This is a genomic window from Corynebacterium stercoris (assembly GCF_024160105.1).
GTDB lineage: Bacteria > Actinomycetota > Actinomycetes > Mycobacteriales > Mycobacteriaceae > Corynebacterium > Corynebacterium stercoris.
The window spans coordinates 1-13,358 of record NZ_JAMFTQ010000007.1; the positions used below are offsets into that span (position 1 = coordinate 1).

Here is a 13,358-nt window from a genome sequence, read left to right on the forward strand (position 1 = left end):
GACGCGACAAACCACCTACGAGCTCTTTACGCCCAGTAATTCCGGACAACGCTCGCACCCTACGTATTACCGCGGCTGCTGGCACGTAGTTAGCCGGTGCTTCTTCTCCAAGTACCGTCAAAAATTCGTCCTCGGCGAAAGGAGTTTACAACCCGAAGGCCGTCATCCCCCACGCGGCGTCGCTGCATCAGGCTTGCGCCCATTGTGCAATATTCCCCACTGCTGCCTCCCGTAGGAGTCTGGGCCGTATCTCAGTCCCAATGTGGCCGTACACCCTCTCAGGCCGGCTACCCGTCGACGCCTTGGTAGGCCATTACCCCACCAACAAGCTGATAGGCCGCGAGCTCATCCCACACCAAAAAATCTTTCCACCACCGACACTAAACGATGGTCCTATCCGGTATTAGACCCAGTTTCCCAGGCTTATCCCAAAGTGCAGGGCAGATCACCCACGTGTTACTCACCCGTTCGCCACTCGAGTACCCCGCGAGCGGGGCCTTTCCGTTCGACTTGCATGTGTTAAGCACGCCGCCAGCGTTCATCCTGAGCCAGGATCAAACTCTCCACAAAAACGTTTCGTCAAGAAACAGGCCGTGAAAAGCCCAATACCCAACCAAAACAACCAACCACACACCCAACAAGGTGCGTGTACTGGCAAAAAATGTTTTCCAAAAATTACTGCAAACAACCAACCCCACCATCCGACGAGGAAAAACATGGGGCTGGCCAAAAAACTTGCAAAAAATGATGCGAATCAATCATGAACCACACCAACAATGGCATCCCCATCAATGGATTCAGAACACCACCACCGGCACACACCAACCACACCGCAATCAAACACAGCGCAGCCAATGCCACAGGCACACAACCAACCACAAACAAAAAATGCATTGGCACACTATCGAGTTCTCAAACAACACACGCACACCCCGTCGGCCAGTCATTTCGACCCGCCTCCGTAAGTGGCTTGCTTTACGTTACTGTGTCGGTTTTCCGTTGTCAACTTCCGGTTCATATCCCGTCAGCGACCCGTTCACCGGACCGTAACCTCTGCAATTATCTCGTTCCCTCGAGCTGGTCTTACCTTGCTCTCGGCAACGGGTGACTATGTAACCATGCGTCGCCAGAACGTGCAAACTCCCAGCTAGTGATAGGTGGCGATGGGCCCGTGGGGTCCTTCTATCACCTGCACCGGGGTATTGAAGATCTCGGTGAGCAGGTCGTCGCGCATGATCTCCTCCGCGCGGCCGAAGGCCGCGATCTGCCCGTCCTTCGCGGCACAGATGTAGTCTGCGTAGCGAGCTGCGAAGTTGATGTCGTGCAGCACGATGACGATTGTCCTGCCGAATTCGCGGGATGCGTCATGGAGGTGCTGCATCATCTCGACGCTGTGCGCGATGTCGAGGTTGTTCAAAGGTTCGTCGAGAAGCACGTACTCCGTCTCCTGGCAGAGCACCATCGCCACGTACGCGCGCTGGCGCTGCCCGCCGGAAAGCTGATCGAGGAAGCGGCCCTCGAGGGGGCGGAGACCGAGGAAGTCGATGTACTTGGAGATGATCTCCTCGTCTTGCGTCGTCAAGCGGCCGCCCGAATACGGGAACCGGCCGAAGCCCACCAGCTGGCGCACGGTGAGGCGGGTGACAAAGTGGTTCTCCTGGCGCAGGATCGAGATGATCTTGGCCAGGTCCTTGGATTTCGCGCTGGCGATGTCCATGTTGCCGACGGTGACGGTGCCGGAGTCGACCTCGAGGAGGCGGCCGATCATGGTGAGCATAGTCGATTTGCCGGCGCCGTTCGGGCCGACCAGTGCGGTGATGCCGCCGGTCGGGATCTCCAGGTTGACGGGGCCGATCGCGACTTCGCTGGAGTACTCCTTGCGCACGTTGTCGAGTGTGATCACAGCCGGCCCTTTCTCAAGACAACCACCAGGAACGTCAAACCGCCCACCAGCTCGATGATGATGGAGACCACGCCCTGGGCATAGAAGATATGGTTCAGAACAAAGTACGCGCTGGTGAGCACGCAGAAACCGAGCAGCGCCGCCATCGGGAAGATGTAGCGGTGGTCGTAGGTGTCGGTGAACTGGTACGCCAGGGTGGCCACCAGGAAGCCGAGGAACGTCATCGGGCCCACTAGCGCGGTTGACACTGCCATAAGCACCGCCACCAGCACAAGGGTATAAACCGCGTGAAAGCGGAAGTGCACGCCCACGTTCACCGCGGCGTCACGCCCCAGGTTCATGACGTTCAGCCGCATCGAGTTCGCCAGCATCAGCACCACGGCCAGGATCACCAGCGGAATCGCCACCGGGTAGTACGTCGGGTCCGCGTTGTTCACGGAGCCGAAGAGGCGCGCAGTGAGCACGTCGAACTCGCTGGGGGTGAGCATGCGCTGCATGAACGTGGACACGCTGGCCAGCCCGCCGCCGAGCACGATGCCCACCAGCAGCATCGCGTGCAGGTTCGCGGTGTTGTCCGTGAGCAGCCAGGAATACAGCACCAGGCTCAAGCCCACCATCACCGCGATCTGGAACAGAAACATCTCTAAGGTGCGGGCATTGAGCAGGCTGGACGCACCAAAGAAGTACACCGTGGCGGTATGGATGGTCACGTACAGCGCCTCGAAGCCCATGATGGAGGGCGTGAGGATCCGGTTGCTGGTCACGGTTTGGAACGCAACCGTCGCCACTGCCTGGCACACGGCGACGATCGCCATTGCAATGACGGCGTTTTGTCGCCGTTGAACGATGAGCCAGAAACCGCGGCTGCCGAACTCCACCGGGATGTTGTATGCCAGAAGGCCCACCGTGGACAGCGCCGCAATCACCGCGAGCACCCCGATGGTCACCCAATAGCGCTTCTTGCTTTTCGACGATTGAAAAGCACCGACTCCCCTACCCACGCTTCGTCTGCCTCACAATCATCGCGATGAAGACAGCGGCGCCGACCACGCCGAGGATCACCGACACGGGCATCTCGAACGGGGCGATGACGGTCCGGCCGAGAATGTCGCACACCGTCACAATGCCGATGCCGAGCAGGCAGACCCACGGGAGGTTCGAGCGGAGATCGTCGCCGCGCAGCATGCTCACAATGTTCGGCACGATGAGCCCGAGGAACGGGAGGTTGCCGACGACGACGGTGACAACGCCGGCCGCGACCGCAACGAGCGACGTGCCGACCAGCACGATGCGGTTGTAGTTCAGACCGATGCTGGTGGCGATGTCCTCCCCCAGCCCCGCGGCCGTAATGCGGTCCGCGTACAGGAACACGAGCACAACGACGACGAGCACCACCCACAGCACCTCGTACTGGCCCTTGATCACGGACGTGAACGAGCCGGCGAACCAGACACCGAGCGATTGGAGCAGGTCGAACTGCAAGGCGAAAAACATTGACACGGAGCTCACCACGGCGCCCATCATGATGCCGACGATCGGCACGATCAGGCTGGAGCGCAGCGTGACCCGGCGCAAAAACGCGAAGAACACCATCGTGCCCACGAATGCGAAGGTGATGGCCAAAAGCATGCGGGTCATCACCGTGCCGTCGGGAAACAGCACGAATGAGGTGAGCAGGCCGAGCCCCGCCCACTCGGTAGTGCCAGTGGTGGTCGGCTCGACGAATCGGTTCTGGGTGAGCATCTGCATGATCAACCCGCACATCGCCATGGCCGCGCCGGCCAGCACGAGCGCAATCGTGCGCGGGACGCGGGTGGTTTGGAACATGGCCCACCCGTCCTCCGACCCGCGGATGTCGTACTGGCCCGTCGCCAATGATGCGGCGAGCAAGGCTAAAACGAGGACCACCGCCAACCCGAACTTCCAGGTAAGAAGTTTCGGGCGCGTGGCGGTGGTCTGGGGATTCATCAACGACAGGTTACTTGGCCGCCTCGAAGGCATCAGCAAGCTGGTTGAGAATCTCGGTGTAGGTGAGGATGGACTCGTTGGTGTAGGTGTCCTTCGGCGCGACGTAGACGTGGCCGTCCTTGATTGCCGCGACGTTCTGCAGTGCCGCGGAATCGTTGATCACGGACAGGGCCTCCGGGGAACCCTCGGCAGTCTTGGTGCCTGCGTCGCGGTCGAGGACGAGCAGCCAGTTCGGGTTCGAGTCGGCGATGGCCTCAACGGAGATGTCGTCGCCCTTGTGATTTTCGGTCGCACCCTCGACCTCGAGGGCCGGGGTGAGGCCGATGAGGTCGAACAGCGGGCCCCAGGTACGGCCGACGGACGGCGCGACGTAGCCGATCTCGCCGCCGGACACGTTCAGCGCCATGACGGTCCACGCCGGGTCGTATGCGTCGCGGGCGCGCTGGACGGCCTTGGTGAAGTCCTCGACGACCTGCTCAGCTTCCTGCTCCTTGCCGAAGACCTCGCCCAGGGCGAGGGTCTGGCGGATGAGCTCCTTGTCGAAGTCCTCGCCGTCACGCGGCTCGAAGTCGAGCAGCACGGCATCCGGCGCGAGGTTCTGAATCTCCTCGTCGTGGCTCATGAAGCGCTGGCCGGACACGATGACGTCCGGGTCAGCTGCCACGATCGCCTCAAGGTTCGGCTCGCGGTGGTTGCCGATGTCCACGATGGAATCGTCGTCGGAAATGCCCGGAATGGTGTTGGGCACCAGCGCGCGGGCGGCCGCGACCGGTTTGATGCCCCAGTTATCCAGCAGCTCGAAGGAGCGGTTGTCCAAGGCGACGACGCGCTGCGGCGGGACCGGCACGACCTTCTCGCCGTAGTTGTCGGTCACGGTGACCGTGCCGGCAGCGGCTTCCACGGCGGCGGTCTCGGAGGAAGCCTCGGCCACGGCGGTCGTCTCGCTCGTCGGGGTGTTGGAATCCCTTGCCGGCTCCGTGTTGGAGCAGGCGCCGAGCACCAGAGAACCGGCGGCGGCGAGGGCGATGAACGCGGTGCGCGTGAAACGTGCCATGGACGTCACTTCCTTTCGATAAGGACAGGGTTACCTGACGCACTTTAGGCTGCCCAAACGTCGGCAGGCAAACCCCTCCGTCTGCACGCACCCCCCTAGAAAAAGACGATGCTCTCCCGCTCCAGCCAGGCGCCCCTGCCGCTGACCGAGTCCCAACAGGTCACGCCGGTTTCCTCTACCGCGCAGACGAACGGGCCGTGATGGACCACTTCGCCGTACTGGACAATCTCGGCGGGCTGGGCCCCCTGGGGCCACACCTCGTCGTAGTACAGCGGCGGGTCGGTCTGCTCGCGGACGTAGCCGTGCAGCACCTCCGCCACCCACCGCGGGGTCCCCAGCTCACCGATGCCGTACGCCTCGCTGGCGGTCAGCGACCGCACGCCGCAATCAAACATCGGCTCCCCCTCGAGCTGCATCATGCAGCCGATGTTCTCGGAGGGTGCTCGGAATACCGCGTACTGCAGGCCGCCGTCCGTGGTGCTCTTGACGCTGCGGATCGGGCGCGCGTTCGGCGGAATCGGCCCGCCGGCACCTGGGTACGCCAGCGGCGCGCCCGGCACGCCTCGCTCGGGCTCCGCCGCGGCAGACGACGGCTTCGCGGCAGAAGTCTGCACGGTGGTCTCCTCCGCACTGGTGGTTTCCGGCGCGGAGGAGCTCATGGAGGCGGCGGCCTCAGTTGTGGTGAAGGTGGCGGTGTCCGGCAGGGGCTTTTCGCTGCACCCGGCGAGGAGGCCCACGGCGGCGACCACGGCTGCGACGGCTTTGCGTTTCATGGGCAGAACTGTATGGGGCTTACCTGTGCGCACCATCGGAAGAAACGTAAAACCCGCTGGCCAGTACGGCCAGCGGGTTTCACTTCAGTGGAGCTGCCGGGAATTGAACCCGGGTCCTTCACCACCGCGCCAGGGCTTCTCCGTGCGCAGTTCGCGCCTTGCCTCTCATCGGCCCTCCGGATCAGGCAAACATGTCCGGATGACGGGCCCAGTCAGTGAAAAATGTCCCCTCCGAAGCCCCACTGACAGGGCCGGAAGGCAAGTCCCTTAAGTCGACGCCAGGTACCGGGTCAGGGACATCCCCGGCCTGACGGACACGCAGGTCGCTTACTCTATTGCTTAGGCAGCGAGGGCGTAGTCACGCTGAGAGTTCTTCTCTGCGTTTATTGGTTACAGCGACGCTCACGGTGGTCTCCTGCCTGCACCGGCACGCTTCCCCTGGCTGAGTAGATGAAGTCGAAACCAAATCAACCCCATGCACTACGAAGAAACGTAGGTCTGTGAACATTAGCTCACACCCGCCACAACCGCAAGACCCGCGGGCTTATTCCGCGGTGCGCGGGGGCCGCACGCGCAGGAACTCAATGACCGCATCCGGGCCAGCGTCGACGGCGAGGCGCGCCGCGCGAGCCACGTTGGCGGCATCCATCTTCGGGCGGTCATCATCGCCCGCCAGCATGTCGGTGTTGGTTCGGCCCGGGTGCAGCGAGGTCACGCGGACCTTGCCGGCCTCCTCTTCCTGCAGGGAGTCGGTGAAACCCTTCAGGGCGAACTTCGACGCGCAGTAGGCGGTGTTCTCCGCCACGCCGTGGAGCCCGGCACCGGAATTGATCGTGATGATGAGCCCGTTCGAACGTCGTAAAGCAGGGAGCAGTGCCCGGGTGAGGGTGACGGGAGCGAGGACGTTGATGTCCATGGTCTCGCGCCACTGCTCGTCCGTCAGCTCCTCGAAGGGGCCCTTGTACAGCACGCCTGCGGCGAGGACGAGCACGTCGAGCTGTTCGATCTCGGCGGCTGCGCGCTCGAGGGCAGCGGTGTCTCGCAGGTCCACCTCGAAGGGCTCGGCGCTGGGCAGGGCTTGGACGATTTCCGACGCATCCTTCGAGGCGCCGGCGTAAATGTGGTGGTCCTTGCCCAGTTCCTCGGCGATGGCGCGACCGATGCCGCGCGATGCCCCGGTGATCAAAGCGGTTTTCGTGTGGGTAGTCATGCCGCCTAAGCGTACTTAGGCTTTGATGCCCTTGAACTTGCGTCCCAGGTCGCGGGCGATTTCGCGGTCCTCGGTGCGGCGCTTGATGTCCTGGCGGCGGTCGTAATCCTGCTTACCTTGTGCAAGCCCGAGCTCGATCTTCGCGCGCCCGTCTTTCAGGTAGAGCGAGAGCGGCACGAGGGTGCGGTTGCCGTCGCGCAGCTTGCCCTCCAGCGAGTCGATTTCGCGGCGGTGCATGAGCAGCTTGCGGGTGCGGCGCGGGGTGTGGTTGGTCCAATGCCCCATGGAGTACTCGGGGATGTGCAGGTTGCGCAGCCACACCTCACCGTTATCGATGGTGGCGAATGCCTCCGTGAGCGACGCCTTGCCCTCGCGCAAGGACTTGATTTCGGTGCCCACGAGCACGATGCCGGTCTCCCACGTATCCAGGATCGTGTAATCGTGCCGCGCCTTGCGGTTGGTTGCCAAGACGCCGGAGTTGCCGGTTTTCTGTTTCTTCTTCTTGGCCATAAGGCCTGTCAGTGTACTACTTGCGCACGTAGGAACGAAGCGCCACCTGCGCAGCAATGCCGCCGATGACCATCGCACCCAGCCCAACGAGCGGCATTACCGTCCACACCGCGGAATCCGGAATGCGGGCAATGAGCTGGGAGGCGTACAGCTGCGAGAGCATCGGGTCGACCACCCAGCGCTGGGAGCCCCACACCAGCAGCGTGGCCAGCACCGCGCCCATAAGCACGGACACCACCGCTTCAAGCACGAACGGCGCTTGGGTGAACCAGCGCGACGCGCCCACCATGCGCATGATGCCGATCTGCTCGCGGCGGTTGAACGCCGCGAGCTGCACCATGTTCACGATGAGGAACAGCGCGGCCAGCCCCTGCGCCGCGGCGACCAGCCACGTGACGTTGCGGAACGTATCCATCGTGCTCGCTGCGCCACGCACGGTATCCGCCTGGTCAGTGACCACGGCGACTTGCGGGAGGTCCGCGATCGCGTCGATCGGGGTGGTATCCGACGGATCCTTCAACCGCACGTGCAACGCCGCCGGCAACGCGTCCGGGCTGGTCTCGCGCACGAGGTCCGGCTCCGTGTCCTGGAACAACTCGACGAAGCGCTCGTAGGACTGCTCGCGGGAGCGGAAGGTCACCTGTTCCACGCGGTCATCTTTCTGCAGGGTGTCGCGCACCTCGCGGCAGGCATCACTGGAGCAGTCGGTGTCGGTGGCCGAGATTTCCTCGTCCAGCTCCACCATGACCTCGACGCGGTCCAGATAGAGGTCCTTCGTCGCCGCCGTTGTCTGCGTGATCAGGATGCCGGCACCGACCAGCGCAAGCGACAGTGCCGTCGTGATCACCAGCGCGATGGTCATGGTGACGTTGCGCCCGAGGCCCCGCAGGCCTTCCTTGACGATGAATCCCCAGTTCACTGCCCTACCCCCTCACGTTTCCGTACACGCCGTTGCGGTCGTCGCGCACCAGCTTGCCCAGGTCCAGCTCCATCACGCGTTGGCGCATGTCGTTCACCGCGCGCGCATTGTGCGTGGACATCACCACCGTCGTGCCGAGGCGGTTGATGCGCGCCAACAGCGCCGTAATCTCATCCGCCGTGCCCGGGTCGAGGTTGCCGGTCGGCTCATCCGCGAGCATCAGCGGCGGCCTGTTCACGAAAGCACGCGCAATGGCCACGCGCTGCTGCTCGCCGCCGGAGAGCTCGTGGGGCATTCTTTTGCTTTTCGACGCCAGTCCCACCAGCTCGAGCGCATCCGGCACCAATTTGTCGATGCGGGCCTGCTTTTTGCCGATCACCTGCAACGCGAACGCCACGTTGTCGTACACGCTGAGTTTCGGCAGCAGGCGGAAATCCTGGAACACGTAGCCGATGGATTGGCGCAGTGCGTTGATCTGCTTGCCCTTGAGCGCGTTGACGTGGAAGTCGTTGAACCAGATGTCGCCGGAGGTGAGGTTCTCCTCGCGAATCATCAGCTGCAGAAACGTCGACTTGCCCGATCCGGAGGGGCCGATGAGGAAGACGAACTCGCCGTCGGCGATGGTGAAGGAGACATCGTCCAACGCCGGGCGCGTCGAGGTGGGATACACCTTGGTGACGTGGTCGAAGGAAATCACGGGCCACACATTACCTGTTACTGGAGTGGCGCAAGTAAAACCCCGCCGGGCCTCGAATGCCTGGCGGGGTCACTATCCGAACGTCGGCACGCATGCGCCGACGTTCGGATTAGTCGTTGATGTAGCGGTACTGCTTGTTCACGAACTCATCGAGCGCGAACACGGAGAGCTCGCGGCCGAAGCCGGAGCGCTTCACGCCGCCGAACGGCAGCACTGCGGAGAAGTACTGGCCGAGGTTGACGTGGATCATGCCGGTGTCGATCTGGTCCGCGACCTCGGTCGCCTTCTCAACATCCTGGGAGAACACGGCGCCGCCGAGACCCTGGTAGGAGTTGTTCGCCAGATCCACAGCCTCCTCGACGGAGGAAACCTTGTAGATCTCAGCCACCGGGCCGAAGAACTCCTCGTAGTACGGCTCGGAGCCGACCGGCAGGTCAGTGAGCACTGCCGGGGAGAAGTACGCGGTGGTGTCGTCGATCTCGGCGCCGGTGCGCAGGGTTGCGCCAGCGGCGACGGAGCGGTCGATCTGGTCCTTCAGGATCTCCGCCGCGCGGCGGGAGGACATCGGGAAGTACTCGTTCTCGCCCGGGGTGCGCGGGTCACCCTTGGTGTAGCCCTCGGCGATTTCCACCATGGCGTCAACGAACTCGTCGTAAATGTCATCCATGACGATGATGCGCTTGTTGGAGGTGCAGGCCTGGCCGGCGTTGTGGACGCGCTTGTCCCACGCCTCCTGGGCGGAAGCCTTGATGTCGGCGGAGTCCAGGATGATGTACGGGTCGGTGCCGCCGAGCTCGAGCACGCACTTCTTCAGGTTGCGGCCGGCGATCTCCGCCACCTTCGCGCCTGCGCGCTCGGAACCGGTGAGGGAGACACCCTGCACGCGCGGGTCACCGATGATGGTCTCGATCTGGTCGTGGGTGGCGTAGATGTTGATGAACACGCCCTCCGGCAGGCCAGCGTCCTTGAGGATCTGCTCGAAGGCGGCGCCGGACTTCGGGGTGATCTCGGCGTGCTTGAGCAGGATGCAGTTGCCGTTCATGAGGTTCGGACCGGCGAAGCGGGCGATCTGGTAGATCGGGTAGTTCCACGGCATGATGCCGAGGATGGTGCCCAGCGGCAGACGGCGGACAACAGCCTTGCCGCCCGGGACGTCGACGTTCTTCGGCGCGTTGTGCTCCGGAGCGTTGTCTGCGTAGAACTGCATGATGTCGCCGGAGTAGTTCATCTCCCACTCGCCCTCGGGGATCGGCTTGCCCATCTCCTCGGCAGCGATCTGCGCCAGCTCGGTTGCGCGCTCCTTGAGCAGCTGAGCAGCCTTGCCCACGATCTCAGCGCGCTCCTCGATGGACGTGGTGCGCCAGGTCTTGAACGCCTCGGCGGACTTGGCCAGGGTCTCCTCGACCTGCTCGTCGGTGAGGAAGTCGAAGGTCTCGACAACCTCGTTGGTCCACGGGTTCTGCACGCGGTACTGGTTGGACATGTGGTCTGGTTCCTTTCCAGATTTGATTGTGATCTAGGTCTTACTTACGGTACCGGAAGTTGAGCGCCTTGTTAGGCACCCGGGCGGTAGGCGCCGTCGTTCATCTTGATGCCCTCGTCCTGGCCCATGTAGGAGGTCTCCTGAGTCAGGGCATCGAGCAGCATCTGGTGGTTCTGGGCAACTTCCTTCTCCAGCGCCTCCGGGTTCGCGCGGAGCAGGTCGTAGCGCTCCTGCACCATCGGAATGCCCAGCTCGGTGAACGGGCGGGACGCGGCGTGCGGCACGTTGTAGATGTCCGCGACCTCGTCGCCGTGCATGATGCGGGTGGCCGCGTACTGCCAGTCGTCGATGGACTCGTCGGAGAACGGCAGCAGCGCCTTCACGTTCGTGCGGAAGCCGCTGAAGAGCGCCTCCACGAGAGCGTGGGATGCTTCGTTCGGCTCGCCGTCGACGAAGTGGATCGCGTCAATGGTCTCCTGGGACGCGTCGATGTCGGTCTCCGGTTCGAGCAGGTCGCCCGGGATGCCGAGCATCAGGCCGACAACCCTCCAGAGGTAGAACAGGTCCTGCTCCTCCTCCAGCGACATCCGGTAGCCGAGGTTGCGGCAGTAGGTGAAGGCGATGTAGGTGAAGTCGAACCAGGTGCGGAACATGTCGAACTCGCTGATCGGCGCGCCCCACTCGCTGTAATCCAGGCCGAGCTTCGTCTGCACACGACGAACGTGTGCGTGCATCGCGCGGACCATGCCGGTGTGGATGTAGCTCACGTTGCCCGGCTTGAGACCGTCCTTGAGGTAGACGGAGTAGATCCAGTTGGTGGTGTACGCGAGGCGGTGCACTGCACCCTCGGTCAGCTCGCCGGTGTTCACCAGGATGTCGGCGATCGACGGCGCGGAGTAGGTGTGGATCAGCGCGCCTGGCCCGAGCGAGAGGTTCTGCGCCAGGACCGGAATGGACAGTGCTGCGCGCTGGCCGCGCTCGAGGCGCTCCCAGTCCACACCGTCGAGTGCGGCGTTCATGTCGTTGATCAGCGCTGCAACCTCGGGCAGCGTGTTCTCGTCGGCCTCGCCGCGGGCAAGCGCCTCGCGCAGGTTCGGCATAATGTCCTTGGACTTGTTACCGGATGTGTAGAGGGCGTCAGCGACCGGGTCCATGGCCCAGTAGGCCTGAGTGAAGCGCTGCGCGCGCTCCTCACCGAAGCGCTCCACGAACGCCTCGCGGCTGCCGCGCTTGGACGGCCACTCGTCGCGGGTGTAGTGGTCTGCCGCCAACGGGTTCTCGGCGAAGGTCTGCGTCATTGTTCTCTCCTTGTGGTGTGGTTGCGTGCGGTCAAAGATTGGCAAGGATTAGCGCCGGGCTTCCTTGGAGTCGTCGTGCAGGCTGTAGTTCGCTTTAACGTGCGGTTCATGCTCGGCCACGTAGTCCTCGATCTGCTTGAATACGTCGGACCACGGCGGCTTGCCGTCGGCGGCCTTCTTGATCTTGGCGGCCTCAGCCCCCGGCAGCTTGTCGCGCAGGCTCCAGATCGCGGCCTCTGCCTTGGCCTTCGCCAAGAAGGCGAGCTTCCAGTGCAGGTAGGGGGTGCCTTCGAAGCGGGAGCCCTTCACCATGAATTTGGTGTCCTCGTCGCCGATCACCAGGGAAAGCGCCCCGAGCACCTGGCCCGGCATCTGCGGGTCCAGCTTCTCCAGAATGTCCATCAGGGCGGTGGCGACCTGAACGTGGTACGTCGAGGAGTAGCCGCCGTTGGCGTAGATGTAGTCGGTCATCTTGCGCATCTCGTCGCCGGTCTTCGGAATGAGGCGCTCCTCCGCACCCATGAGGTGCAGCACCCACGCCCAGTACATGGCAACGTCATCCCACTCCTCGCCGGAGTGGTAGCGGCCGAAGAACTCGTCGACGCCGATCGGCATGAGGGCGAACCAGCCCTCGCCCGAGACGAGGAAGGACGACCCGATCGGGCGGCCGAATTCGTTGTAGTGCTCCGGGCCCCACAACTTCTCCAGGCCGCGGTTCGCCTGCGCGTGCAGCAGGCGCACGCGCACCGCGGCCTTCAGGCCGTCCGAGTAGCGGTCGAACACGCCCTTCTTGCCCAGGTCGACGAAGAACTTCACCGTCTCCATCACGCGGGTGAAGGCCTCGAGCTCGAACATCTGGGTTTCACCGGTGGCTGCCGACGTGCGGTCCTCCATCGTGGTCGCCCAATATGCGAAGCCGATGGACAGCAACTCCGCGGACGGGGTGACGTTGTAGTACGCCACGCGGCCGCGCTCGGCAGCTTCGAGGTCGATCCACTCCGGAATGTTGTCCACCTCGGCGAAGAATTCGACGAGCTCCGGGGACGGATCCTCAACCGCGTCGATGCCCTGGTTCAGCGCGGTTTCGAAATCAGCGCGGGATTTTTTCGCACCGTCGCGCTTGAACGCCTCCGCGAGCTTGGCACCGGTCTCATCGGTTTGCCACATGTGATCGTCGAGAAGCTTGGTTTGGAAGCTGTTGTACCCCTCCCACTCATCGGCAACCGTGTGCCACCGATCGAAGAGGTTGTGCCGCAGCGTGGACCAACCGGGGTTTTTCGTGCGGCGCTTCGGCGCCGGGCGAAGCGGCATGCCGTCGCGGTAGAAGTAGCGGAAATCCTCGTAGGGATTGTCCGACATCGGGAGAATTTCTGGGTGCACCGGGTTTTGGTGCTGATTCTCCTGGCTTGAGCCGATTGTGGCCGTCATGATCGTCCTTTCATTTGACTCATCTAGCCCGCCAGAATGCGCGTGTAACGACAGCGCGGAGAGGTGTTATCTAGCTATCAAAGGTAGCCTTAATGTGTTTTCCCTCACTTTTGCC

General features: G+C 63.1%; 12 protein-coding genes, 1 rRNA gene and 1 other RNA gene. All 14 read right to left on the bottom strand.

Annotated elements, in window-relative coordinates:
• Positions 1 to 570: ribosomal RNA gene (locus M5J20_RS06785) — 16S ribosomal RNA — on the bottom strand; the annotation flags it as partial.
• Positions 571 to 1,147: 577 nt separating this feature from the next.
• Positions 1,148 to 1,903: an iron ABC transporter ATP-binding protein gene (locus tag M5J20_RS06790; RefSeq protein WP_253577848.1), complete on the bottom strand. Its 756-nt coding sequence runs from the start codon at positions 1,901 to 1,903 to the stop codon at positions 1,148 to 1,150.
• Positions 1,900 to 2,904: an iron chelate uptake ABC transporter family permease subunit gene (locus M5J20_RS06795; RefSeq protein ID WP_253577850.1), complete on the bottom strand. Its 1,005-nt coding sequence runs from the start codon at positions 2,902 to 2,904 to the stop codon at positions 1,900 to 1,902. Before M5J20_RS06795 ends, M5J20_RS06790 begins: the two co-directional genes overlap by 4 nt.
• A complete protein-coding gene (locus M5J20_RS06800) occupies positions 2,897 to 3,871 on the bottom strand; it encodes an ABC transporter permease (RefSeq protein WP_253577852.1) in 975 nt (324 codons plus the stop codon). Before M5J20_RS06800 ends, M5J20_RS06795 begins: the two co-directional genes overlap by 8 nt.
• Before the next feature lie 10 nt (positions 3,872 to 3,881).
• Complete coding sequence (locus M5J20_RS06805) at positions 3,882 to 4,925, bottom strand: siderophore ABC transporter substrate-binding protein (RefSeq protein ID WP_253577854.1); 1,044 nt, start codon at positions 4,923 to 4,925, stop codon at positions 3,882 to 3,884.
• A 95-nt stretch (positions 4,926 to 5,020) separates the two neighbouring features.
• Entirely contained in the window at positions 5,021 to 5,698 is a 678-nt protein-coding gene (locus M5J20_RS06810; protein ID WP_253577856.1) for a hypothetical protein, read from the bottom strand.
• 85 nt (positions 5,699 to 5,783) lie between these two features.
• Positions 5,784 to 6,173: a transfer-messenger RNA gene (gene ssrA / locus M5J20_RS06815) on the bottom strand.
• A 69-nt stretch (positions 6,174 to 6,242) separates the two neighbouring features.
• Entirely contained in the window at positions 6,243 to 6,908 is a 666-nt protein-coding gene (locus M5J20_RS06820; RefSeq protein WP_253577857.1) for an SDR family oxidoreductase, read from the bottom strand.
• Positions 6,909 to 6,923: 15 nt separating this feature from the next.
• Positions 6,924 to 7,418, bottom strand: a complete 495-nt coding sequence (smpB, locus tag M5J20_RS06825) for an SsrA-binding protein SmpB (protein ID WP_253577859.1) — start codon at positions 7,416 to 7,418, stop codon at positions 6,924 to 6,926.
• A gap of 16 nt (positions 7,419 to 7,434) precedes the next feature.
• On the bottom strand, positions 7,435 to 8,337 hold the full coding sequence (gene ftsX / locus M5J20_RS06830) for a permease-like cell division protein FtsX (protein ID WP_253577862.1): 903 nt from the start codon (positions 8,335 to 8,337) through the stop codon (positions 7,435 to 7,437).
• Between the two features lie 4 nt (positions 8,338 to 8,341).
• Positions 8,342 to 9,034 (bottom strand): cell division ATP-binding protein FtsE, encoded by a 693-nt coding sequence (gene ftsE / locus M5J20_RS06835; RefSeq protein WP_253577863.1) that lies wholly within the window; start codon positions 9,032 to 9,034, stop codon positions 8,342 to 8,344.
• 109 nt (positions 9,035 to 9,143) lie between these two features.
• On the bottom strand, positions 9,144 to 10,517 hold the full coding sequence (locus tag M5J20_RS06840) for an NAD-dependent succinate-semialdehyde dehydrogenase (protein ID WP_253577865.1): 1,374 nt from the start codon (positions 10,515 to 10,517) through the stop codon (positions 9,144 to 9,146).
• Positions 10,518 to 10,588: 71 nt separating this feature from the next.
• Positions 10,589 to 11,815, bottom strand: coding sequence for an oxygenase MpaB family protein (locus tag M5J20_RS06845; protein ID WP_253577867.1), 1,227 nt, complete (start codon positions 11,813 to 11,815; stop codon positions 10,589 to 10,591).
• Between the two features lie 48 nt (positions 11,816 to 11,863).
• On the bottom strand, positions 11,864 to 13,243 hold the full coding sequence (locus tag M5J20_RS06850) for an oxygenase MpaB family protein (RefSeq protein WP_253577868.1): 1,380 nt from the start codon (positions 13,241 to 13,243) through the stop codon (positions 11,864 to 11,866).
• Between the last annotated feature and the right edge of the window lie 115 nt (positions 13,244 to 13,358).